This is a genomic window from Streptococcus infantis SPAR10, assembly GCF_000279535.1.
Lineage (GTDB): Bacteria > Bacillota > Bacilli > Lactobacillales > Streptococcaceae > Streptococcus > Streptococcus infantis_I.
Window position 1 is genome coordinate 148094 of record NZ_ALCH01000001.1, and the last position, 25673, is coordinate 173766.

The window sequence follows — 25673 nt, forward strand, 5'->3', positions numbered from 1 at the left end:
TGGGAAATGCAAGGCTTCTTAGTTTAGAAAGACAGGATACCTATAGGAAAATCCGTCCTAGAATAAGAAAAGATGATAGAAGAAAAGCGAAAAATATGGTATAATGAAACGATAGATTTTTGAATAGGAATACAATCATGTTTGGATTTTTAAAAAAAGATAAAGTTACAGAAACACCAGCGGTAGTGCCAACTCATATCGGAGTTATCATGGATGGGAATGGTCGTTGGGCTAAAAAACGGATGCAGCCACGTGTCTTTGGGCATAAGGCTGGGATGGATGCTCTGAGAACGGTAGCCATTGCTGCTAGTGATATGGGTGTCAAGGCCTTGACTGTTTATGCCTTCTCGACTGAAAACTGGACTCGTCCAGACCAGGAGGTCAAGTTTATCATGAACTTGCCGGTTGAATTTTATGATAAGTATGTTCCTGAGTTGCACCAAAAGAACATGAAGATTCAAATGATTGGGGAAACGGATCGTTTACCGAATCAGACTTTTGAAGCTTTGAAAAAGGCAGAAAAGTTGACCAAGTTGAACACAGGTTTGATTCTCAATTTTGCCCTTAATTACGGTGGAAGAGCTGAAATTACACAAGCAGTCAAGTTGATTGCGCAGGATGTTTTGGATGCCAAGGTGAATCCAGGTGATATTACGGAAGAGTTGATTGGGGAATACCTCTTTACAGGACATTTGCCGAAAACCTTGCGTGACCCAGACTTAATCATCCGAACTAGTGGTGAGCTTCGATTGAGTAATTTTTTGCCTTGGCAAGCAGCTTATAGTGAACTTTATTTCACAGATGTCTTGTGGCCTGACTTTGATGAGGAAGCTTTGAAAGAAGCTATTGCAGAGTATAATCGCCGCAATCGTCGATTTGGAGGAGTATAGGAACATTATGAAAAAGGACTTAATAAAGAGGACAATATTTGCCGCTCTGGCATTAGCAATCTTTATCCCGCTCTTGGTGATTGGTGGGCTTTGGTTACAGATTGCTATGGGACTTCTAGCTATGCTAGGGGTTCATGAGTTGCTTCAGATGAAAGGGTTAAACACCATGACCCCTGAAGGTTTGCTGACCTTGTTAGCGACTTTTGCACTGACAATCCCCCTAGAAAACTACTTGACATTTTTACCTGTAGATGGGAATGTTGTCGCATATGGTGTTGTGATTTTTATCATGTTAGGTTGCACTGTTTTTAGCAAGAATTACACCATTGAAGATGCTGTATACCCGATTGCCATGAGTTTCTATGTTGGTTTTGGATTCAATGCTTTAGTGGATGCTCGAATCGCAGGTTTGGATAAAGCCCTCTTGGCCCTCTGTATCGTATGGGCAACTGATAGTGGTGCTTACTTGGTCGGAATGAATTTCGGTAAGAGAAGATTGGCTCCGAGAGTCTCTCCGAACAAATCAATCGAGGGAGCCTTTGGTGGAATTTTAGCTGCCATGCTTGTCACTCTTATCTTTATGTTAGTGGATAGTACGGTTGCCCTTCCTTACGGCATTTACAAAATGATGCTCTTTGCTATTTTCTTTAGTATTGCAGGGCAATTGGGTGACTTGATTGAGAGTGCTATGAAACGCCATTTTGGTGTCAAGGATTCGGGCTTCTTTATCCCAGGCCATGGTGGAGTACTGGATCGCTTTGACTCTATGTTGGCTGTTTTCCCTATTATGCACCTCTTTGGCTTATTTTAAGGAAAGGTGAACAAATATTAAATGTTAGGATTATTAACCTTTATCCTTGTTTTTGGAATTATCGTGGTGGTTCACGAGTTCGGCCATTTCTACTTTGCTAAGAAGTCTGGAATTCTGGTTCGTGAATTTGCCATTGGTATGGGTCCGAAAATCTTTGCCCATATCGGGAAAGACGGGACTGCTTACACGATTCGTCTCCTACCGCTTGGTGGTTATGTCCGCATGGCAGGTTGGGGAGAGGATACCACAGAGATTAAGACAGGAACTCCTGTTAGTTTGACCTTGGCCGAAGATGGTAAGGTGAAGCGCATCAATCTTTCTGGTAAGAAGGTCGACCAAACGGCTCTACCTATGCAGGTCACTCAGTTTGACTTTGAGGATAAACTCTTTATCACAGGTCTGGTTTTGGAAGAGGAAAAAACTTTCTCTGTAGACCATGATGCAACTATCGTGGAAGCTGATGGAACAGAAGTTCGTATCGCTCCGCTAGATGTTCAATATCAGAATGCGACTGTCTGGGGCAAGCTGATTACCAATTTTGCGGGCCCCATGAACAACTTTATTTTGGGAGTCATCGTCTTCTGGATTTTGATTTTCATGCAAGGTGGTGTTCGTGATACACAAAGCAACAACTTTAGTATCATCCCTGATAGCGCGATAGCAAAAGTCGGCCTTGAAAATACAGCACAAATCACTAAAGTCGGTTCACACGAAATTAGTAACTGGCAAGATTTGATTCAGGCAGTTGAAGTAGAGACCAAAGATAAAACAGCGCCTGTATTGGATGTAACAGTCTCTGAAAATGGGACTGAGAAGCAAGTCAGTGTGACCCCTGAGGAAAACCAAGGTCGCTATATTCTAGGTGTTCAACCGAGACTCAAATCAGATATCTGGTCTATGTTTGTAGGTGGATTCACCTCTGCAGCTGACTCGGCCTTGCGCATTCTCAACGCCTTGAAGAGCTTGATTTTCCAGCCTGATTTGAATAAATTGGGTGGACCTGTTGCTATCTTTAAGGCAAGTAGTGATGCTGCTAAAAATGGTCTTGAGAATGTTTTGTTCTTCTTGGCTATGATTTCCATCAATATCGGGATTTTCAACTTGATTCCTATCCCGGCACTAGACGGTGGAAAAATCGTGCTCAATATTATTGAGGCTATTCGCCGTAAACCGCTGAAACAAGAAATTGAAACCTATGTTACTCTAGTTGGAGTTGTGATTATGGTTGTCTTGATGATCGCCGTGACTTGGAACGACATCATGCGTACCTTCTTTTAAGAATTAGAGGAAAAATATGAAACAAAGTAAAATGCTAATCCCAACGCTTCGCGAAATGCCAAGCGATGCTCAAGTTATCAGCCACGCCCTTATGTTGCGTGCTGGTTATGTTCGCCAAGTATCAGCAGGTGTTTATTCTTACCTACCACTTGCTAACCGTGTTATCGAAAAAGCTAAGAAAATCATGCGTCAAGAGTTTGACAAGATGGGTGCTGTTGAAATGTTGGCTCCAGCCCTTCTCAGTGCTGACCTTTGGCGTGAATCTGGCCGTTATGAAACCTACGGTGAAGACTTGTACAAATTGAAAAATCGTGAGAAGTCAGACTTTATCTTGGGTCCAACTCACGAAGAAACGTTCACAGCGATTGTCCGTGATTCTGTCAAGTCTTACAAGCAATTGCCTTTGAACTTGTACCAAATCCAGCCTAAGTATCGTGATGAAAAACGTCCACGTAATGGACTTCTTCGGACCCGTGAGTTCATCATGAAAGACGGCTATAGCTTCCACGCTAACTACGATAGCTTGGATGTAACCTATGATGAGTATAAGGCAGCTTACGAGCGTATCTTTACTCGTAGTGGCTTGGACTTCAAAGCCATCATCGGTGACGGTGGAGCTATGGGTGGTAAGGATAGCCAAGAATTTATGGCCATCACACCTGCTCGTACAGACCTTGACCGTTGGGTTGTTTTAGACAAGTCTGTCGCATCATTTGATGAGATTCCTGTAGATGTACAGAAAGAAATCAAGGCAGAATTGCTCAAATGGATGGTTTCTGGTGAAGATACCATTGCCTACTCAAGTGAGTCAAGCTATGCAGCTAACTTGGAAATGGCAACTAACGCCTACAAACCGAGCAACCGTGTTGTGACTGAAGATCAAGTAGCTCGCGTGGAAACACCAGGTGTCAAATCGATTGATGAAGTTGCTGCTTTCTTGAATGTCTCTGAAGAGCAAACAATCAAGACCTTGGTTTATATCGCAGACGAGGAGCCAGTTGTTGCCCTACTCGTTGGCAATGACCAACTTAATGAAGTCAAATTGAAAAACTACCTTGGTGCAGACTTCTTGGAACCTGCAACCGAGGCGGAAGTGAAAGAATTGTTGGGAGCGGACTTTGGTTCACTTGGCCCAGTCAATCTTCCAGAAAATGTCAAGATTATCGCAGACCGCAAGGTCCAAGATAGTCGCAATGCTGTTGCAGGTGCTAACGAAGATGGTTACCACTTGACAGGTGTCAACCCAGGTCGTGACTTCACTGCTGAGTATGTCGATATCCGTGAAGTTCGTGAGGGTGAAATCTCCCCTGACGGACAAGGTGTGCTCAACTTTGCGCGTGGTATCGAGATTGGTCACATTTTCAAGCTCGGTACTCGTTATTCAGCAAGTATGGGAGCAGATGTCTTGGATGAAAATGGTCGTGCGATTCCAATTATCATGGGATGTTATGGTATCGGTGTCAGCCGTCTCCTTTCAGCAGTCATGGAACAACACGCTCGCCTCTTTGTTAACAAGACTCCAAAAGGTGAATACCGTTACGCTTGGGGAATCAATTTTCCTAAAGAATTGGCGCCATTTGATGTGCACTTGATTCCAGTTAATGTCAAGGATGAAGAAAGTCTTGCATTGACAGATCGTATCGAAGAAGCTTTGGTCAATAAAGGCTACGAAGTCTTGACGGATGACCGTAACGAACGTGTCGGTGTTAAATTTAGCGATAGCGACTTGATTGGTCTTCCAATCCGTATCACTGTTGGTAAGAAAGCAGCTGACGGGATTGTAGAAGTCAAGATTAAGGCGACAGGGGATACAATCGAAGTTCACGCAGATAGCTTGCTTGAAACCCTTGAAATCCTAACAAATAAATAAAATCTATAATCAGAAGAAAAACAAGACAAAAATGTAACTAGTTTTTGCCTTGTTTTTTCTTTATAATGAGATAAAATAAAGATAAAAAGAGTAAATAAAGAGGTAGAGCTATGCTAAAATTTCCAAAGGATTTTGTCTGGGGTTCCTCAACTTCTGGGCCACAGACAGAGGGGCGAGTGCCTGGTGACGGAAAGGGAGATAATCTCTGGGATTATTGGTACCAAGTAGAACCAAATCGCTACTACAATGGGATTGGACCAGACAAAACATCGACCTTTTATGAAAATTGGGAAAAAGATATCGAACTATTGTTAGAATCAGGTCATACAGCCTTTCGGACTTCAATCCAGTGGTCTCGTATTTTCCCACAGGGTCGTGGTGAAGTCAATCCTCAAGGTGTGGCTTTCTACCGTCAGGTCTTTGAAGCTATTAAGGCCAAGGGAATCCGTCTCTTAGTCAATCTTTATCACTTTGATCTGCCTTTTGCCCTTCAAGAAGATGGCGATGGTTGGGAAAATAAGGCGACCATCAAGGCTTATGAAGACTATGCGCGTTTCTGTTTTGAAACTTATGGAGACTTGGTAGACCAATGGATTACCTTCAATGAGCCTATCGTTCCTGTAGAGTTTGGCTATTTCTATGATGCCCATTATCCTCATAAGGTAGATGCCAAAGCTGCCGTTAAGGTTGCCTATCATACCCAGCTAGCCAGCACTCTTGCGGTGAAGGCCTGCCATGAGATTTTGCCTGATTCTAAGATTGGGATTGTCCTCAACTTGACACCAGCCTATCCACGTAGTCAACATCCTGCGGATGTGAAAGCTGCACGCATTGCTGATCTATTCCAAGCTCAATCTTTCCTAGATCCATCTGTCTTGGGAACTTATCCAGAAGAATTAGTGGAAATTTTAGCTGAGCATGATTTGCTGCCAGATTCTACAGCTGAGGAGTTGGAGCTTATTCGTGAGCACACAGTAGATTTCCTTGGAGTCAACTACTACCAACCCTTGCGTGTCATGGCGCCACGTTTTGCTAAGCATCCTGACAGCCCGCTCTTGCCAGAACATTTCTATGAGCCTTACGTCATGCCCGGTCGTAAGATCAATCCCCACCGTGGTTGGGAAATCTACGAGCAAGGAATTTATGACATTGCCCAAAACATCAAGGAAAACTATGGCAATATCGAGTGGATGTTGACAGAGAATGGGATGGGTGTTGAAGGTGAAGACAAATTTCGCGAAAATGGAATGATTCAGGATGATTATCGTATTGACTTTGTCAAAGGTCACCTTCGTGAACTTCATCGCGCCATTGAAGCCGGTGCTAACTGTAAAGGCTACTTGATCTGGACCTTTATCGATTGCTGGTCATGGCTCAATAGTTACAAAAATCGCTATGGTTTGGTCGAGCTTGACCTTGAAACACAAGAACGTCGCTTGAAGAAATCAGGCCACTGGTTCAAAGAACTCAGTGACAATAATGGATTTTAAGCTACTTTTCAAATAGATTCAAAAAAAACATTGGAAATGAACTTCTCAATTTGAGAACTTCCAATGGTTTTTCTTGTTCTTAGAATAGTCCGATAAAAAGTAGTAGAGCTGATAAAGCAATAAAGGCTAGGGTTGATAGACCACGTTGGCCTGGGCTGTAAATCTTTCGTTCTCCTCGAACTGGGAAGACGATAGCCAGCAATGCACCACCAACAGCTCCACCTAGATGTCCAGCAAGGCTGATTCCAGGGATTAAGACACTACCTACTAGGTTAATGACCAAGAGGGAGAGGTAGGATTGACCAAGTTGTTGGAGATAGGGATTGCGTGAAGCATATCGGAGAACAACAATTGAGGCAAACATACCGTAGAGGGCAGTTGAAGCACCTGCAGTAATAGCATTGGGACTAAAAACTAGGACAAAGAGATTTCCCATCATACCTGATAGAAGGTAGATAAAGAAAAACTGTTTGGAACCAAAGATGTCCTCCATCTGACGCCCCAAAAAGTAGAGGGATAGCATATTGACTAAAAAGTGCTCCAAGCCAATGTGGACAAAGGTTGCGGAGAATAAGCGCCAGATTTGTTCAGGCATGGCCTTGATAGCAGGGGGATACACAGCTCCAAATTTATACAAGGTGGCTGCGCTGGTATAGTTGAAACCACTGGTTAGAAACATGAGTACAAAAACCAGGGTTGTCACGAGTAGAAAGAAGCTCGTGACAGGATACCGACGATCAAAAATTTCTTTCATAGATGAGTACCTCCTCAACAGGAATATCGTAGTGCTCAGGTTGAAAATTCTGAATCTGACAAGGATAAAGCGTACTGATGGTGTTACTAGAATAATTGCTCAAATATCTGTCATAGTAGCCACCACCATACCCAATCCGATAGCCAGAAGAATTGAAGGCCAAACCAGGAACATGAATCAGGTCAATCTGAGAGGGTTCAAGGATTGTGAAGTCTCCTTGAGGTTCAAGAAGTCCAAAAGAATTTCTTTCGAGTTTCTCTGGTTCATATAGAACAAAGTCCATTTTCCCATGTGGATAGGTTTTGGGAATGAGGAGTGTCTTCTCATCTTTTTGAGCTTGTTCAATGAGTCTAGCTGTCTGAAATTCATGAGGAAAAGACAGGTAAGTAGCGATGGTTTTTGCTTCCTTATAGAAGGGATGTAGAAGTAGTTGCTCAGTCAACCAAGCGTCCATGACTTCCTTTTCTTCGGCTGATAGAGATTTGAGTTCTTGCAAGACCTGCTTGCGTAGGGCTTTTTTCATTGTTTACTCCGCAGCTTTCTTTGCTAAAAAGCTTGATACAGCCTCGATTCCAATTGCCAGAGCTTCTTCCTTAGGACTCATCTGTGGATGGTGAAGAGCATAGGGACTATCAATTCCAAGCCAGAACATGACACCGGGAACCTTAGAGAGAAGATAACCAAAGTCTTCTCCTGTCATGGCAGGTTCAATATCTATAAGTTCAATCCCTTCTTTTTCATCAAAGAAGGTCATCAATTCTCGAGCTAATTCAGGGTTGTTTTCGACAGGTAGGTAACCTCCCTGTTTGAGTTCAACTTCCACATCCATATCAAAAGCAGCTGCGACACCTTCAGCGATGGCTTTGACACGTTTTTGAACCAAGAGGCTCATGCTATGTGTGAGGGCTCGAATGGTTCCATGCAAGAAAGCTGAATCAGCGATGACATTATTGGTTGTACCAGCTTGAAAGACACCGAAAGTGACGACAGCTCCCTCGATAGGATCGACATTACGGCTGACAACTGACTGAACTTGAGTGACAAAATAGCTAGCTGCAACCAGAGCGTCGTTTGCTTGATGTGGAAAGGCAGCGTGACCACCTTTACCCTTGAAACGAATCTTGACCTCGCAAGTTCCTGCAAAGAGTGTATGGGTATTGGTCGCAATCTGACCAACCTTTAGGTCTGGACGGACATGAAGTCCATAAAATTGATTAGGCAACCAGTCGCCAAAGGCCCCATCTTCATACATGAGCATGCCACCTGCTTCATTTTCCTCGGCAGGCTGGAAGAGAAAGAGGAGATTGTTTTTAGGTTGGTTTTCTAGAGCACGTTCGAGACTTCCTAAGGCAATGGTCATGTGAAAGTCGTGCCCACAAGCATGCATACGGTCTGGGTGCTGAGAGGCAAAGGCAAGACCTGTTTGTTCAACGATTGGGAGTCCGTCGATATCTGTCCGCCAACCGATGGTACGTTCTGGCTGACTTCCCTGCAAGTAAACTAAAATACCTGTTTGCCAAGTACGAATCTGAACAAAATCCTTACCAGCTGTTAATTTCTCAATGATATTGAGCAAATAAGCTTGAGTCTTGACTTCTTCTAAACCGATCTCAGGAATTTGGTGAAGATCACGTCGAGTTTGAATCAAATCTAACATATCTAATTTCCTTCTATTGATACGATAAAGAGGCTGGAAAAGTTTCCGCCTCTGTTACTAATTACAAGGTACGAAGCGCATCTTCTAGCGCTGTTTTTTGTTGGGTTTGGCTATCGATTTCTTTGATAACACGAGCCGGGACACCAGCAACCACAACATTTTCTGGAACATCTTGAGTGACGATGGCACCTGCTGCAACAACAGATCCGCTACCGATTTGAACACCTTCGATAACCACAGCGTTAGCACCGATGAGTACATTGTCACCGACACGGACAGGTTCTGCACTAGCTGGTTCGATAACACCTGCAAGAACAGCTCCCGCACCCACGTGACTATTTTTACCAACAATAGCACGTCCACCTAGAATAGCACCCATGTCAATCATAGTGCCAGCACCGATTTCAGCACCAATATTGATCACAGCTCCCATCATGATAACAGCGTTGTCGCCAATCTCAACCTGGTCACGGATGATAGCCCCTGGTTCGATACGAGCGTTGATAGCACGTTTATCTAGCAAAGGAACTGCAGAATTACGAGCATCTTGCTCAACAACATAGTCTTTATTTTCAGTCAGTCCTTCGAGAAGAGGAGCAATATCCTTCCAGTCTCCGAAAAGAACATTACCAAGCTTGGTAACAGAAGTAGGGATAGTTCCAGCAAGTTGTCCTTCAAAGGTTACTTTTACACTTGTCTTTTTTTCAGCATTGGCGATAAATTGGATAATTTCTTGTGCATTCATTTTTGTAGCAGTCATAGGGGTCTCCTCACTCTTTGTAATGCTTACTATTCTACCAAAAAAGGCTTCAAAATTGAAGCCTTAAGTGTTAAAAGAAGATTCTTTCAGTTTATCCTTTGATTCTTCGATGGATAAGAAGATCATGGGAATAATAATCAAAATCATAGCTAATAGCAGGTAGCCATCTAAGACCAGACCTAGAAATAGAACGCTTAGAATAGCAGAGGATAGCGGTTCACTTGCACTGACCACTGACACCACCAATGGGGATACCAGCGAGACAGCCTTCATAGATAGGAAAAAGGCAAAAGCTGTTCCCAAAAAGGCAATGGTCAAACAAATCAAGATGCTCACCCAATCTAGCTGAAAGCTAATTCTATATACAGGGTAGAGAAAATTACTAAAGAGTCCAGCTAGCATCATTCCCCAACCAACAGTAGGAACAAAACCGTATTTTCGAGCAAATGGCTGGGGCAAAATGACATTAAACATAACTCCCAGTGCACTGAGTAGTCCAGTTAATAAAGCGATAGGAGTGATGGATAACTTAGACAAATCGCCTTTGGTAGCCATCAAAAAGACTCCAAGCATAGCAGTTAAAACATAGAAGATTGCTTTTTTAGAAGCTTTTTTCTTGTAGATGATGCGGTTGTAGATAAGAATGAAGACAGGACTGATAAATTGTAGGATGGTTGCCGTTGTCGCATTAGAGTATTCTACACAGAGATAGAAGAAATACTGAACGGAGAAGATTCCTAGGATAGCATAAGCCAGAAAAGGTATATAATTGTTGCGGTTTCTCCAAAGGTCGAATAACTGTGAACGGAACTTAAAGCCGGACAAGATAAGTACGAAACCACCTGCAAGGCTTAGTCGCATAGAAGTGATCCAACCAGAGGAGACTGGATAATGCGTAAAGAAGAATTCTCCTAAAATGCCACAGATACCCCATATTAATCCGGATAGGAGAGAGTATATGGTTCCCTTGAAAATATTTTTTTGATAGTGATTCATATAAAAGTCGAGTTAGGTGACATACTCTTGATAATAGGTATGTTAGCGTTGAGACCTATTCGAAGAAGAGCTGTTATTATTGTTATTATCTTTATCTTTATCCTTGTCTTTATCTTTATCCTTGTCTTTATCCTTGTCTTTATCCTTGTCTTTATCTTTATCCTTGTCTTTATCTTTATCCTTGTCTTTATCTTTATCTTTGTTGTCTTGTTTTATTAAATTTCCAACAATTGTATTCCAAGCATGTCGATAGTCAGCCTCACTACCACCAATTGCAAAGTGGAATGTCGTAGTTGGGGCACCAGCTTGGTTGGCCCAGTAACTTGTAACAGTCTCTCCACCAATTTCGTAATCTTTTCCGTTGAGATTAACTCGTCCTGGCTTTTGACCAGTTGATTTAAGAACTTGAGAAGAAGTTACACTTGAATCAAGGCTGAAACGCTCAGTTCCCCAAGCAGAAGGAGAAGCTTGTTGAATAGCATTTACCAGATTAGCCATGTACTTAGCATTACGGAAGTATGCGCCGTTAGCTAGGGGACTATTATCATCGTGACCAACCCAACCACCAAGAGTCAATCGTGGCGTTGAAAGCATGAGCCACATATCACCTTCCTCGTTAGTTGTACCAGTTTTCCCAATCCAATCAGCACCTGCTAGACTGGAATTTATGCTATAAAGATCGCTTTGGAAGCTTGTAGTTATCCGGGATGAAAGTACATCTCTCAGTAGACTTTGCATAATGGTTGCAGTAGCTTTAGAGTAGACCTGAACAGGTTCGTCTTTATGCTCATAAATGACCTCGCCATTGCTTTTTTCGATTTTCGAAATCATGTATTTTTTATGGTAAATTCCATTATTAGCAAGTGTCTGATATCCATTTGTATGTTGAGCTACAGTAACTTCGATTCCTCCGCCCATAGGAAGGCTTTCAATACCGTATTCTGGAATCTCATAGCCCATTTTTTCCATGTAAGAACGGACATCAACTCCTTTTTCACGGAGCATACGATAGGTCCAGTAGGCAGGGATGTTCCATGAATAATTGAGGGCTTCCTTAAGGTTTATCATAGCTGTTCCTGGACTGTTGACGTGCATGATAGGGGTTCCGTTAGCAAAGTTGGTAGGATAGTTTGATAGGATACTAGCACTTCCCATCAATCCTTGGTCAATAGCAATACCATAAGCTAATAGTGGCTTAGTAGTAGAGGCAGGAGAGCGTTTAGTATCAAAAGCATGATTATTTTGATTGTTTTGGTAATCTCGTCCTCCTACAAATCCTATGATGGCTCCTGTTTTATTATCCATTAAGACATTTCCGACTTCAGGTTGACCACTACTATCATTTAAAAGGTAGCCATAATTTGCCACAGCATCTTGCATGGCAGCGTGGATTGTTTTGTCGATTGTAGTAGTGATACGGTAACCACCATTTTGAATTTCTTTTTCAGCTAATTCACGATAGGATTTTTGGATAGACTCGTTTTTGAGTTCTTGGGCAGAGACGTTGTCTTTTTGTACCAAGTAGTCATACATGAGATTAGTTGCTTCATCGAGAGCAGTAAAGTAGAGATAGCCCCTAGAAGTTACGTCTACACTTTCAGCTGGTAAGAAATCTTGTTTGATGTCGTATGCTTTATAGGTTTCGTAGTCTTCCTGACTGAGGACCCCTGTTCTGTACATATTGTAAAGGACATCTTTTGAACGTTTGATACCTAGTTCCATATCCTCTTCGCTCTTCATTTCCCCAGTTGATTCATAAGGTGAGTAGGAGATAGGACTTTGTGGCAATCCTGCTATGAAGGCTGCTTGAGGAATCGTTAGCTGATTGGCGTCAACCCCGAAAATACCCTTGGCTGCTTGTTGAGCTCCTGCGATGTTTTGACCTTTATTATTACGACCAAATGGAGCAACGTTGAGATAAGTTGTCAAGATTTCGTCCTTACTCATTGCTCTCTCCAAGGCCAAGGCATCCACGATTTCAGTAGCTTTACGAGTTAGTGTAGGAGCATCCCCAACCACTTGCTGCTTGATGAGCTGCTGGGTTAGTGTAGAACCTCCACTAGAAGAACCAAGTCCGATAAAGTTTCCTAAACTAGCACGAATAACCGCTTTAGGAACGACTCCATTATGTTCGGCGAAATGTTCATCCTCGGTCGCAACGATAGCTTGCTTGAGATTTTCTGAAATAGCATCTGATGCGACAGATGTCCGAAGGAGGTCACTCTCGATAGCGCCAATCATGGAACCGTCAGCATAGTAAATCTCAGAGATGGATGAAATATCGTTCACTTGTTTGACTAAATCTTCTGTTTGAGGGACACTTACTTTATCAAACAGGGAAACTGCATAACCGAAAACAACTCCAGTACCTAAAAGTCCACCAAGAAAGGCGATAATGAATAGGGTATTAAAGGTTGCCTTAATTCCCAGTAAGATATTGGCAAAGATAGTCCAAATATTCGTTTTGGTTTGCTTTTTCTTTTTAGATTTTTTAGGACTACTTTTTCCTAAATGTATATTTTTTAACTTTGTTTTTAGGGACTGAAGGAAAGCCAGTCCTTTTTCTTTAAGTTCTAACAATTTATTCTTCATTTCTTTCCTCACTCTTATTTTATTATACCATAAAAGCAATGATTGCAAGAAATTAGTCATGGACGAGATTTAGAGGGAGTTAGGCAACAAAAAAACCAGGTAAATTCAACCTGGTTTTAAGAGTTTGTTATTCACCTGAAAGTTCTTTTCCAAGATCAATTAAGTAGTCTTTCAAGTGGTCTTTAACTTGAGGATGTTTGAGGGCGTATTCGATGGAAGTCTTCATGAATCCAAACTTATCTCCAACGTCATAACGTGAACCTTTAAATTCACGGGCGAATACACGTTGAGTTTTGTTGAGGGTATCAATAGCGTCTGTTAGCTGGATTTCATTTCCGGCACCAGGTTTTTGATTTTCAAGAATACCGAAAATCTCTGGTGTGAGAAGGTAACGACCGATGATGGCTAAATCACTAGGAGCATCCTCAGGTGCTGGTTTTTCAACGAAGGTTTCAACACTGTAAAGTCCGTCTTTTCCTTCTCCTTGAGGAGCAATGACACCATAAGCAGAGACTTCTTCGTGTGGTACAGGCATTACAGCGATGGTAGAAGCGTGAGTCTCTTCGTAATCATTCATAAGTTGCTTGGTCAATGGGACAGCATTGTCATCAGTGATATCCATGAGGTCGTCTCCAAGCATGACCACAAACGGTTCATTTCCAACGAAAGCTTTGGCTTGTAAAACGGCATCTCCGAGACCACGTGGGTGGGTTTGACGAATGAAGTGAAGACGCATACCAGTTGTTTCATCAACTAATTTCAAAAGATCAGTTTTTCCTTTTTCCTTAAGGTTGAATTCCAACTCAAAGTTTGAGTCAAAATGATCTTCGATGGAGCGTTTTGACTTCCCTGTTACAACAAGAATATCCTCAATTCCAGACTTGAGAGCTTCTTCAACGATAAACTGGATGGTTGGTTTATCCACGATTGGCAACATTTCTTTGGCCAAGGCTTTGGTTGCGGGTAGGAAACGAGTTCCAAGTCCTGCAGCAGGGATAACGGCTTTTCTAACTTTTTGCTTCATGAGCTTCCTTCCTAACGGTGATTATGACCACTCGTTTTCCGATTTGAACTCAGTGCTCATAAGTTCAGCAACGGCATCCTTAATATTAACATTTTCATAAATAACTTGATAAATAGCTTGGGTGATAGGCATGTAAACGTCAAGTTCTTGTGCCAACTCGTAAGCAGCTTTGGTTGTTGAAATTCCTTCGATGACCATTCCCATATTGGCTTCGATATCTGCCAAGGCTTCGCCACGTCCAAGAGCATCACCTGCTCGCCAGTTACGTGAGTGGACAGAAGTTCCTGTAACAATCAAATCCCCAACTCCTGAGAGACCGCTATAAGTCAGTGGATTTGCTCCAAGTTGAACACCTAGACGTGTAATTTCTGCAAGACCGCGCGTGATAATAGCAGCTTTAGCATTGTCTCCAAATCCAAGACCGTGGAGAGCCCCTGCCCCAACAGCGATGATATTTTTTAGAGCTCCAGCTGTTTCAACTCCAATAACATCCGTATTTGTATATAGACGGAAGTAGTTGTTGCTAAAGAGTGATTGAACATACTGTGCTGTTTGCAGATTTTTTGAAGCTGCTGTAATCAAGGTAATGTCACGGACAATGGTTTCCTCAGCATGGCTAGGTCCAGAGACGACGACAATATCACTTCTTAATTCAGCAGGAATTTCTTCTTCCAAAACAGTAGAGAGACGTTTGTGGCTATCTGGTTCAAGCCCTTTGGAGGCATGCATAACAACCACTTTATGATCAAGAACTGCAGCGACTTGCTGAGCTACCAATCTGGTTACCTTGGTTGGTACCACAAACAAGACAGCATCAACACCCTTCAAGGTTTCTGCCAAATCATGATAGGCAACAATTTTTTCGTCTAATACAGCTTCTTTAAAATAACGTTTGTTAGTATGTTGTGTATTGATTTCATCAATTTGATCAGGAATATTTCCCCAGATACGTACTTGGTGTCCGTTGTCATTGAGGACTTGTGACAAGGCAGTACCCCAAGAACCAGGACCTAAGACAGCGATAGTTTGTTTGTTCATATTTTCCTCCTTCTGAGAAAGCACTTTCCTATATTCTACCATAAAAAGGACTAACTTGCATTAATATTATTTATTAAGAATTAACTTATAGAGAGTATAAATAAAAAACAGCCAATAAGAAATTTGACTGTTTTTAGGAGAAAAACTAGAGTGTAATACTATTGTTTTTAGAAATTTTCATAAATAGTAACAATGAAGTAACTGTCAAGACAGTGAGGATAGTTGACAAAGCAGCTGCCACGCCATAATTTCCACGAAGTACTTCAGTGTAGATTGCTACGGTCATTGTTCTAGTTTTAACATTGTATAAGAGAATCGAAGTAGAAAGTTCTGAAATCATTGTTACCCATGATAGGATTGCTCCTGAAATGATACCTGAAAGCATCATTGGGGTTGTGATTTTAGTAAAGGTATTGAGACGGCTACTTCCCAAGCTTTCGGCAGCTTCTTCGATACTAGGAGCAATTTGTTGCAAACTAGCAACTGAAGAGCGAATAGTATAAGGAAGTCTTCTGACAGATAAGGACATAATCAAGATGAAAGCTGTTCCTGTAATCATAAGGAAGCCACTTCCGAAGATACCTGTATTGAATGAAGAAATAAAGGCAATACCGAGAACTGTTCCTGGTACAATATAAGGCACCATACTAAGACTATCGATTAGATTCGTAAATAGGTTGCGCTTACGAACTGCAAGGTATGAGATGAAGGTCGCAAAGACAACAACAAGAACCAAGGCAAGTAGAGGGATTCGAATGGTATTGAAAATAGCAGACCCCATACGGTTAAAGGCTGTCTTATAACTATTTAATGAGTATCCTTTAACAAATACCATACCGGATGTCTTAAGGAATGATGTATAAATCAAGTAAACTTGAGGTAATACAGAGAATAAGATAATGCCATAAACAGTCACATAAATAGCAGCCATCTTTCCTTTTGTCGTTTTCTTAGGTTCGATTGGATGAAGCGAGTTCATACTGAAGCTATAACGATTTGAAATGTACTTTTGGATGAGGAAGATAGCCAGTGCAATTGTAATAGCCATGATTGCTAAGGCAGATGCGAATGCTGAGTTGCCTCCAACTTCACTAATGAACTGTGTGTAGATTAACACTGGGAAGGTACGGTATCCCTCTCCAATCAACATTGGAGTACCAAAGTCAGAGAAAGCTCTCATAAATACCAGTAGGGCTGCTGCTAATAAAGTTGGGACCAAAAGAGGTAAAATGACTTTTACAATACGTTTAAATCCAAAAGATCCCATGCTTTCCGCAGCTTCCAAGAGGGAATTGTCAATACTCTTCATAGTTCCAGCTACATAAAGGAAGACGAGAGGGAAAAGTTGGAGTGTAAAGACAAGTACAATACCTTTAAAGCCGTAGATATCAAATCCTGGCAAATGTAGTGTGTTGGTTAGAAATTTTGTGATAACTCCGTTTCTACCAAGAAGTAGAATCCAAGAATAGGCACCTACAAAGGGAGCTGACATGGATGCGATGATAATCAAAATTTGTAAAAATTTCTTTCCCTTGAAGTCATACATTGAAAAAAGATAAGCTAGCAAGGTACCAACAACGACAGAAGTGATTGTGGCAGTTACAGAAACCTTAAAACTATTAATGAGTGTCTCAGAATAATAAGATTTGCTAAAGAATGTTACAAAATTTTCTAAAGAGAAACTACCTTCATGTATCAACGCTTGTTTTAATACAGTCACGATTGGGTAGACTAAGAAAACTAAGTATGTAAGAAAAATGAAGAAGGAAGATGCAGTCCAGATATTAAGTTTTTTACGCTCCATGGCTGACTCCTTTTATGAGATTCCGAGAACCATCTTCAGAGAAGACATTGAGTTTCTGAGTATTGATACGTAAACGAACATGATTTCCTTTTTCTAAATCTTCTTCGAATGTAGATTCTTCACTCACTTGAAGTTTTGGAGCAAATCCTGTTTCAATGAAGTATTCAGTATTCAAGCCAAGGTAAACGCTGTCGGTAATTGTTCCATCGATTGTGCCATTTTCATCACGGATAAATTCTTCAGGACGAATGCTGACACGAATATTTTGTTCTTCAACTTGGTCAAGATCTGGCATACGAAGAGAGTAGCCGTCTTCGAATACGATGTAAGCTCCATCAGCTTGCTTTTCTAAACGAGCAGGGATTATGTTTGTTCTACCGATAAAGGTTGCGACAAATTCGTTCTCGGGCTTGTGGTATAGCTCTTTTGGACGACCAATTTGTTGAATAACACCATCTTTCATAACCGCGATTTGGTCAGAAATGGCCATAGCTTCTTCTTGGTCGTGAGTTACATAGACAGTTGTAATGCCAACTTCGTGTTGGATTTCGCGAATGGCTTGACGCATATCTAGACGAAGTTTGGCATCTAGGTTACTGAGGGGCTCATCCATGAGGAGAACGCTTGGATTAACAGCTAAGGCACGTGCTAGAGCAACACGTTGTTGTTGACCACCACTAAGTTTATCTGGTTTACGATCAGCGTACTGGGCAATCTGCATCAACTCAAGGTATTTATTTGTTTGTTTGATGAGTTCCTCTTTCGGAACTTTCTTTTGCTTGAGTCCGAATGCTACGTTATCACGCACTGTCAAATGTGGGAAAATCGCATAGTTTTGGAAAACCATCCCAATATTTCGTTTGCTAGGTTCCATGTTATTAATTTTGGTATCATCGAAGTAAAATTCTCCTCCTTCGATACTGTTGAATCCAGCAATCATACGAAGCAAAGTTGTTTTTCCGCATCCTGAAGGCCCAAGGAGAGTGAAAAGGCTCCCCTTAGGAATTGTAACATTTAAATTTTCGATAACGGGTACATCATTGTAAATTTTCTTAGCATTAATAATTTTAATCTCGCTCATGGTCAACCCCTATTATTGTTTAGATTGGATATCTGTAAAGATTTCGTTGTATTTCTTAACAATGTCTGATTTGTTTTTGATGACATAGTCATAGTCTTCAGTTAGTGTTTTAATTTGTTCGATTGGTTTCATATTTTCGCTAGTTTTAGCATTTTTACGAACTGGACGATTAGTAGTTGTTGTACCAAGGGTGTCTTGGACTTCTTGTGAAATGATGAAATCGATAAATTTCTTAGCGTTTTCTTTATTTTTTGCGTTTTTGATAATAGCAGCACTTGCTGGTAAGAAAACAGTTCCTTCTTTTGGATAAACAACTTTAATGTTAGCACCGTCATTTAGAAGTTTAACTGCAGGATCTTCATATGAAAGACCAACAGCCATTTCTCCATCTGCCACTGCCTTATAAACACCAGATGAACTTGAACCGATTTTACCATCAATTAAAGTAAAGAGATCTTTGACATAAGTCCAAGCCTTTTCATCTGTATAGCCACCCTCAGCTTGTAGCATGTTTGTTAGTTGAGCAAAGGCACTAGAAGAGTTAGCAGGGTCAGCTGTTGCAATTTTTCCTTTGAGCTCTGGTTTGATAAGATCGCTATATCCTTCGATATTCATACCCTTAGTTAAGTCAGGATTTACAATCAATACACTACCATCCAATGTATAAGGAGTTGAGTAACCAGTTGTATTTTGATATTCTTTGATGACATTTTCATTTTCAGGAGAAACATAGTTTTCAAAAAGCTCCCCATGAGTAGCATATTGAGTATAAGAACCACCAAAGATGACATCTGCAACAGGTGCTTCTTTTTCAGATTCCAATTTTTTAAAGAGTTCACCAGTTCCTGCTTGAATGAGTTCAACTTTAATGCCATATTTTTCTTCAAAGGCAGGGATTGTTGCACCAATTAGTCCTTCTGAGTTTGGCGAATAGACTACAAGAGTATCGCTACCTCCGTTTTCAGTAGCTTTATCTCCTGAAGCGTCATCAGAAGAACAGGCAGTCAGCCCCAAAATAGCAAGTCCACAAGCAGCAAAATACATCCATTTCTTTTTCATGATGGATACCTCCAAAGTTTTGATAATACTATTGTAAAAAAATGTAAGCGTTTTTAAAACTCAGAATTCTATCCTAATAGGGTAAAATTCTCTACAAAAACGGAAGTAATCTTTTTGATTTTATAGCAGGGTTTGGCAGTTAATAACTGGTAAGTCAAATTTTATTTTTTAGATTGGATATCTGTAAAAATGTCATTGTACTTTTTAAGAATAGCGGATTTGTTTTTAATGACATAATCGGAATCTTCAGTGGCAATATTGATTTCTGTCATAGCCTTCATATTTTTATTGGTTCTAGCATTTTTACGAATGGGTCTGATGGTTGTTTCAGTTCCTAGCTTATCTTGGATTTCTTGAGAAAGGAGGAAATCGATAAATTTCTTAGCGTTTTCCATATGTTTGGCGTTTTTGACGATAGCCGCGTTACCAGGTAAAAAGACGGTTCCTTCTTTTGGATAAATGACTTTTACATCAGCCCCATCATTTAAGAGTTTTAAGGCAGGATCTTCATAGGTGAGTCCTACAGCCATTTCTCCATCGGCGACAGCTTTGTAAACATTCGAAGAGCTAGATGCAATTTTTCCATCTACTAGGGTAAATAGATTTTTCACATAGGTCCAAGCTTGTTCATTTTCGTATCCACCTTGGTCTACAAGCATGTTTGTTAGTTGTGCAAAGGCGCTAGAAGCATTACTTGGATCAGCAGTAGCGATTTTTCCTTTTAATTTAGGATTGAGTAGATCATTGTAGCCTTCAATTTTAATACCTTTTGTAAGAGATGAATTGGCAATGATGACACTGACATCAAGTGTATAAGGAGTGTAGAATCCAGTTTCATTTTGATATTCAGGGATTATCTGGTCGTTCTCTTGAGAAATATAAGGTTCAAAAAGATTTTCGTTAGAAGAGAAGAGGGCGTAGGAGCCTCCGAAAATGACATCCGCTACAGGAGCTTCTTTTTCTGACTCAGCTTTTTTAAACAATTCACCAGTGCTGGCTTGTACTAAGTCAACCTTAATACCATATTTTTCTTCGAAGGCTGGGATTATTTCTTCGATAAGGTCTTCAGGGTTAGGCGAGTAGACAACCAAAGTGTTATCTGAATCTTTTTCAGCGCTAGTTTCCGCTTCTGTTGTTGAAGAACATCCTGATAAAGTAAGAAATATCCATCCACAAGAGAGAAAGAATAGTATTTTTTTCATAAGTATTTCCTTTTTTACGAACGTTTTTACTCTACGACTTGCTTAATGTTTATAATTTGCAGAGTTCTACAGGATATAATAAAAACCTTAAAGAAATCTAAAACGGGGAATAGGAAATGGGTATCTCGCGCAAGGATGGGGAAACTGTAACTGGGATTTCGATGGTAATCCTCTTCAAAGCACGTCATTTTATCTGTGATCTCAAAGCTATGATTTGAGCAGCTTGTAGCGAGTTTCCTAGTTTGTTCTAGTATAAGTACAAAATAAAAAGATTGCCTGATTTGAGCAATCCTTTTACATCAATGGTTTTTATCCATGAGTTTTAATTCTTTTGGAGAAATATGGAGATATTTTTTAAAAACTTTGGCAAAATATTTATAGTCTGAAAATCCAACTTGTTCAGAGATATCGCTTAAGGGAGAATTAGGGGACTCAGCCATTTTATCTATAGCTTGCTTGAGGCGGTAGCGTAAGATATATTCATTTAGCGTCATTGGGAAGTCTTCTTTGATAACCTTATATAGATAACTTTCACTATATCCTAGATTCTCTGCAATGGTAGAAATGGTAAAGTGCATGCAGTAGTGTTGGTGCACAAATTCAAGAATTTGCTGAATGATTTGATTTTGTGTATCAATTTGTTGGATAGAGGTGAGTAAAGTTTGATATTCTTCTAAAAAAGGAGTTTCTTGACGAGTGCTAACTCGTAATCGCAAAACAATTTTTTGAAGACATTCTGTCAACTCCTTGGTATCAATTGGTTTGGATAAGAAATCAACTGCTCCATATTGCATAGCTTTTTTAGCATTTTGAAAATCGTCATGACCAGATAGGATTACTTTTTCATAAGAGAGAGACTTTGTAGCTTCAAACATCATGAAAGCATCCATGATTGGCATGGTGATGTCCGTCAGCACAATATGTGGTTTTAGTTTTTGAATCAGTTCCATCCCTTCTTGTCCATGACTAGCGGTTCCTACAACTTGAATACCTAAGGAAGAGTAGTCTACAGCAATCTCAAGCCATTTTCGAATTAGATGTTCGTCTTCGACAATGATAAGTTTAAACATGTGTTCTTCCTTTCGTTACAAATTTTACCCAGGTTTCGCCTTTAGGGTTCACTCCTAAATCCAATTCGACAGTATCAAAAAAGTTATTTAATCGTTTATAACTGTTGACAATACCATGTTGCGTATGTGGACTATTCAGAGATTCTAAGATATGTAGTCGTTCTTGTTTAGTCAAACCACCGGCATTATCCATAACGATAAAGGTTAGTTTTTCCTGATCTTGAGTGATTTTTATAGAGATAGCAAGGTCGATACGATACTGTCTTCCGTATTTTAGAGCATTTTCTACAAGGGGTAATAGGAAAAGTTTTGGGATGACTTGGGAATATAGTTTTTGAGAACAGTCAATATGATAAGAAAATTGTTCAAAGCGGATTTGATGAATCTTTAGGTAAGCTTCAATAATCTCTAAGTCCTGTCCAAGAGTCGTTTCTTTCTCTAATTCAGTCACGCTGTATCGCAGGATGCGTGTGAGATTTTGAATAAGGTCTTGTGTAATACTCGCATCAATCATACTCGTGATTTTAATGGTTTCCAAGGTATTGTAGAGGAAGTGAGGATTGAACTGAGCTTCTAGCATCTTTCTTTCAAAAACCCATTTTTCCTTCTCGATAGTTAACATCTTTTGATGAAGCTCGTCCAACTCCTGCAGCATATCATTAATTTTCTCAGCTATCAGTTCAAATTCATCCTCAGTATGGAGAGTAAGTTTCTTTTCTTTTTTCTTAGGAATTTCATGTAATTGAAAGACTAAACTTTCAATAGGGCCAGCATTATGGGTTGCGATTTTATGGGCAATTCTTCTAGCCTGCCAAAAATATAATAGAAAGATACAAAGTGTTAGTATGGAAGCAAGGCTAAGTAAGCTAGGAATAGGAAAGAATGATTGGAAAGTGTAAATTGAAAAAATTGAATCAACTTTACGTTTTTCAATCAAAATTGGATTTTCAACGAACCAATGTGTTTTTGAACGGAGCGATTTCTCATCAAATTTTTCCAGAGTTGATTGTGTGAATTGATTGGTATTGCTCGAGTATATATTACCGAAAGTGTCTGTGATGACGTATTTTGAATTAATCAAGGGGATGCTTGACAAAAAGTCGTTCTCATTCACAAAGGAAATACTGTAAGCTTGTACTCGCTGGTTGTGAACTATGGGCATAATAAAGACAGCATAATGTTGCTTGTCCATCGATAGAGCAACTTTCTCTGAAATGGATCCTTGGGTAGTGTTTTGAATTAATAATTTTAAATAATAGGGAGCTAAAAGAGTTTCTTTATGATTGCGATTGGTGCTAAATAAAAGTTCGCCAGTCTCATCGAGAATGACAAAATCAGAACTGAGTTTTAGTTGAGCTTTTGTTTCATAAAATAGACTAAATAATTCTCTATCAGTGTGTTTACCTTCTATAAATTCTGGAACCATTTTTTTATTCATGGTTTCCAATAATTCATAATTTGCTTGTTTCATGTCTTGAACATGTTGAGAAATTTGTTGAGTATCCTTAGCTAGTTGCTGCTTTTGAAGGAAATAGGAAAATCCAAATAGAAGGATAAGGAGTAAGAGAGAAGTCGCTAGGGCAGCTAAAGAACTACGGTGAAGAATCTCTTTTTGGAGAGAATTTTTGAAAGAATGGGGCATAATTCACCTCTTTGGGAAGAGTCTGTTAAAGTAAGTATAGCAGTATTAAAAATGGAAGGCAAGGTCAAAAAAGAAAAGAGTTAAGAATAAAGAGGCTAATTCCCTCTAAAAATGGTATAATAGGAGCATCACGAAAATTGGAGAGACAGCATGAGTTTTTACAATCATAAAGAAATCGAGCCTAAGTGGCAAAAATACTGGGCTGACCATCATACTTTTAAGACAGGAACAGATGCTTCAAAACCTAAGTTTTATGCACTCGACATGTTCCCTTACCCATCTGGAGCGGGTCTTCACGTAGGACACCCAGAAGGGTACACAGCAACAGATATCCTTAGCCGTTTCAAACGTGCGCAAGGCTACAACGTCCTTCACCCAATGGGATGGGATGCCTTTGGTTTACCTGCAGAGCAATACGCTATGGATACTGGTAATGACCCAGCGGAATTCACAGCAGAAAACATTGCCAACTTCAAACGCCAAATCAATGCGCTTGGATTCTCTTACGACTGGGACCGTGAAGTCAATACTACAGAACCGAACTACTACAAGTGGACGCAATGGATCTTCACTAAGCTTTACGAAAAAGGTTTGGCTTATGAAGCTGAAGTGCCAGTAAACTGGGTGGAAGAATTGGGAACAGCTATCGCCAATGAAGAAGTTCTTCCAGATGGAACATCTGAGCGTGGTGGCTATCCAGTTGTTCGTAAACCAATGCGCCAATGGATGCTTAAAATCACGGCCTATGCAGAACGCTTGCTCAATGACTTGGATGAGTTGGATTGGCCAGAATCTATCAAGGACATGCAACGTAACTGGATTGGGAAATCAACAGGTGCTAACGTAACTTTCAAGGTAAAAGGGACAGACAAGGAATTCACAGTTTTTACCACTCGCCCTGACACCCTTTTTGGTGCGACCTTCACTGTCTTGGCTCCTGAGCATGACTTGGTAGATGCCATCACAAGTCCTGAACAAGCTGAGGCTGTAGCGGACTACAAACACCAAGCCAGCCTCAAATCAGACTTGGCTCGTACTGACCTTGCCAAGGAAAAAACAGGGGTTTGGACTGGTGCTTATGCTATCAACCCTGTCAATGGTAAAGAAATTCCAATCTGGATTGCCGACTATGTTCTTGCTAGCTATGGTACAGGTGCTGTTATGGCTGTACCTGCCCACGACCAACGTGACTGGGAATTTGCTAACCAATTCGGCCTTCCAATCGTAGAAGTACTTGAAGGTGGAAATGTTGAAGAAGCTGCATACACAGAAGATGGCCTTCACGTTAACTCTGACTTCTTGAACGGTCTCAACAAAGAAGAAGCGATTGCTAAAATCGTGTCTTGGCTAGAAGAAAAAGGCTTTGGTCAAGAAAAGGTTACCTACCGTCTTCGTGACTGGCTCTTTAGCCGTCAACGTTACTGGGGTGAACCAATTCCAATCATTCATTGGGAAGATGGGACTTCAACAGCCGTTCCAGAAAGTGAATTGCCACTTGTCTTGCCAGTAACCAAGGACATCCGCCCTTCAGGTACTGGTGAAAGCCCATTGGCTAATTTGACAGACTGGCTTGAAGTGACTCGTGAGGATGGAGTGAAAGGTCGTCGTGAAACCAATACTATGCCACAATGGGCGGGTTCAAGCTGGTACTACCTTCGCTATATCGACCCACATAACACAGAGAAATTGGCTGATGAGGACCTCCTCAAACAATGGTTGCCAGTAGATATCTACGTAGGTGGTGCAGAACACGCCGTGCTTCACTTGCTTTACGCTCGTTTCTGGCATAAATTCCTCTATGACCTCGGTGTTGTTCCAACCAAAGAACCATTCCAAAAACTCTTTAACCAAGGAATGATCTTAGGAACAAGCTACCGTGACCACCGTGGTGCTCTTGTAGCGACTGATAAGGTTGAAAAACGTGACGGTTCCTTCTTCAATGTGGAAACAGGAGAAGAGTTGGAGCAAGCACCAGCTAAGATGTCTAAATCCCTCAAGAACGTTGTCAATCCAGACGACGTAGTGGAACAATACGGTGCCGATACCCTTCGTGTCTATGAAATGTTCATGGGACCACTCGATGCTTCCATCGCTTGGTCTGAAGAAGGTCTGGAAGGAAGTCGTAAATTCCTTGACCGTGTGTACCGTTTGATTACAAGTAAAGAAATCGTTGCGGAAAACAATGGCGCTCTAGACAAGGTTTACAATGAAACCGTTAAATCTGTCACAGAGCAAATCGAGTCTATGAAATTCAACACAGCCATTGCTCAACTCATGGTCTTTGTCAATGCGGCTAACAAGGAAGATAGACTCTATGTGGATTACGCTAAAGGCTTTATCCAATTGATTGCCCCATTTGCGCCTCACTTGGCAGAAGAACTCTGGCAAACTGTCGCAGAAACAGGCGAGTCTATCTCTTATGTAGCTTGGCCAACATGGGACGAAAGTAAATTGGTTGAAGACGAAATCGAAATCGTCGTTCAAATCAAAGGTAAAGTCCGTGCTAAACTCATGGTTGCGAAGGATCTTTCACGCGAAGAATTGCAAGAAATCGCTCTAGCTGACGAAAAAGTCAAAGCAGAGATTGATGGCAAGGAAATCGTGAAAGTGATTAGTGTACCTAACAAGCTTGTAAATATCGTAACGAAATAAATT

The 25673-nt window shown here is 40.8% G+C and carries 20 protein-coding genes; 6 read left to right on the forward strand and 14 right to left on the reverse strand.

Translation table 11 applies throughout. The features are described from left to right. Window positions 1-137: 137 nt before the first annotated feature. The 5 genes from SPAR10_RS02830 (at window position 138) to SPAR10_RS02850 (ending at window position 6339) form a co-directional block, all read left to right on the forward strand. Window positions 138-890 carry an isoprenyl transferase gene (locus SPAR10_RS02830; RefSeq protein WP_004250589.1) on the forward strand — a complete coding sequence of 251 codons (753 nt, stop codon included), beginning with the start codon at window positions 138-140 and terminating at the stop codon, window positions 888-890. Window positions 891-897: 7 nt separating this feature from the next. Beyond that, entirely contained in the window at window positions 898-1701 is an 804-nt protein-coding gene (locus tag SPAR10_RS02835) for a phosphatidate cytidylyltransferase (RefSeq protein ID WP_004250591.1), read from the forward strand. A 21-nt stretch (window positions 1702-1722) separates the two neighbouring features. Beyond that, window positions 1723-2979, forward strand: a complete 1257-nt coding sequence (gene rseP / locus SPAR10_RS02840; RefSeq protein ID WP_004250593.1) for an RIP metalloprotease RseP — start codon at window positions 1723-1725, stop codon at window positions 2977-2979. A gap of 16 nt (window positions 2980-2995) precedes the next feature. Further along, a complete protein-coding gene (locus tag SPAR10_RS02845) occupies window positions 2996-4849 on the forward strand; it encodes a proline--tRNA ligase (protein WP_004250594.1) in 1854 nt (617 codons plus the stop codon). A gap of 110 nt (window positions 4850-4959) precedes the next feature. Beyond that, window positions 4960-6339, forward strand: coding sequence for a glycoside hydrolase family 1 protein (locus tag SPAR10_RS02850; protein WP_004250596.1), 1380 nt, complete (start codon window positions 4960-4962; stop codon window positions 6337-6339). A 79-nt stretch (window positions 6340-6418) separates the two neighbouring features. Here the strand turns inward: SPAR10_RS02850 and SPAR10_RS02855 are convergent, their stop codons facing one another. From SPAR10_RS02855 to SPAR10_RS02920, 14 genes are all read right to left on the reverse strand, one after another. Continuing rightward, a complete protein-coding gene (locus SPAR10_RS02855) occupies window positions 6419-7093 on the reverse strand; it encodes a rhomboid family intramembrane serine protease (RefSeq protein WP_004250598.1) in 675 nt (224 codons plus the stop codon). Next, a complete protein-coding gene (locus SPAR10_RS02860; protein ID WP_004250601.1) occupies window positions 7077-7616 on the reverse strand; it encodes a 5-formyltetrahydrofolate cyclo-ligase in 540 nt (179 codons plus the stop codon). Before SPAR10_RS02860 ends, SPAR10_RS02855 begins: the two co-directional genes overlap by 17 nt. 3 nt (window positions 7617-7619) lie before the next feature. Next, window positions 7620-8750 (reverse strand): N-acetyldiaminopimelate deacetylase, encoded by a 1131-nt coding sequence (locus SPAR10_RS02865; RefSeq protein ID WP_004250604.1) that lies wholly within the window; start codon window positions 8748-8750, stop codon window positions 7620-7622. 61 nt (window positions 8751-8811) lie between these two features. Beyond that, a complete protein-coding gene (dapD, locus tag SPAR10_RS02870) occupies window positions 8812-9510 on the reverse strand; it encodes a 2,3,4,5-tetrahydropyridine-2,6-dicarboxylate N-acetyltransferase (protein WP_004250605.1) in 699 nt (232 codons plus the stop codon). A gap of 63 nt (window positions 9511-9573) precedes the next feature. Next, window positions 9574-10506, reverse strand: coding sequence for a DMT family transporter (locus SPAR10_RS02875; RefSeq protein WP_025170516.1), 933 nt, complete (start codon window positions 10504-10506; stop codon window positions 9574-9576). Window positions 10507-10548: 42 nt separating this feature from the next. Continuing rightward, entirely contained in the window at window positions 10549-13098 is a 2550-nt protein-coding gene (pbp1b, locus tag SPAR10_RS02880) for a penicillin-binding protein PBP1B (protein WP_004250607.1), read from the reverse strand. Window positions 13099-13225: 127 nt separating this feature from the next. After that, window positions 13226-14122 (reverse strand): UTP--glucose-1-phosphate uridylyltransferase GalU, encoded by an 897-nt coding sequence (galU, locus tag SPAR10_RS02885; protein ID WP_004250608.1) that lies wholly within the window; start codon window positions 14120-14122, stop codon window positions 13226-13228. Between the two features lie 21 nt (window positions 14123-14143). Continuing rightward, window positions 14144-15160 carry an NAD(P)H-dependent glycerol-3-phosphate dehydrogenase gene (locus tag SPAR10_RS02890; RefSeq protein ID WP_004250609.1) on the reverse strand — a complete coding sequence of 339 codons (1017 nt, stop codon included), beginning with the start codon at window positions 15158-15160 and terminating at the stop codon, window positions 14144-14146. A gap of 145 nt (window positions 15161-15305) precedes the next feature. Further along, on the reverse strand, window positions 15306-16964 hold the full coding sequence (locus tag SPAR10_RS02895) for an ABC transporter permease (protein ID WP_004250610.1): 1659 nt from the start codon (window positions 16962-16964) through the stop codon (window positions 15306-15308). After that, window positions 16954-18045, reverse strand: a complete 1092-nt coding sequence (locus SPAR10_RS02900; RefSeq protein WP_004250611.1) for an ABC transporter ATP-binding protein — start codon at window positions 18043-18045, stop codon at window positions 16954-16956. The genes SPAR10_RS02895 and SPAR10_RS02900 overlap by 11 nt, the downstream gene beginning before the upstream one ends. A 12-nt stretch (window positions 18046-18057) precedes the next feature. Beyond that, window positions 18058-19104, reverse strand: coding sequence for an ABC transporter substrate-binding protein (locus tag SPAR10_RS02905; protein WP_004250612.1), 1047 nt, complete (start codon window positions 19102-19104; stop codon window positions 18058-18060). Between the two features lie 161 nt (window positions 19105-19265). Continuing rightward, entirely contained in the window at window positions 19266-20306 is a 1041-nt protein-coding gene (locus SPAR10_RS02910; RefSeq protein WP_004250614.1) for an ABC transporter substrate-binding protein, read from the reverse strand. Between the two features lie 299 nt (window positions 20307-20605). Continuing rightward, a complete protein-coding gene (locus tag SPAR10_RS02915) occupies window positions 20606-21376 on the reverse strand; it encodes a response regulator transcription factor (protein ID WP_004250617.1) in 771 nt (256 codons plus the stop codon). Then, a complete protein-coding gene (locus tag SPAR10_RS02920; RefSeq protein ID WP_004250619.1) occupies window positions 21369-23018 on the reverse strand; it encodes a sensor histidine kinase in 1650 nt (549 codons plus the stop codon). The genes SPAR10_RS02915 and SPAR10_RS02920 overlap by 8 nt, the downstream gene beginning before the upstream one ends. Window positions 23019-23168: 150 nt before the next feature. Between SPAR10_RS02920 and leuS the strand changes: the two genes are divergently transcribed. Then, window positions 23169-25670 carry a leucine--tRNA ligase gene (gene leuS / locus SPAR10_RS02925; RefSeq protein WP_004250622.1) on the forward strand — a complete coding sequence of 834 codons (2502 nt, stop codon included), beginning with the start codon at window positions 23169-23171 and terminating at the stop codon, window positions 25668-25670. Window positions 25671-25673 lie beyond the last annotated feature (3 nt).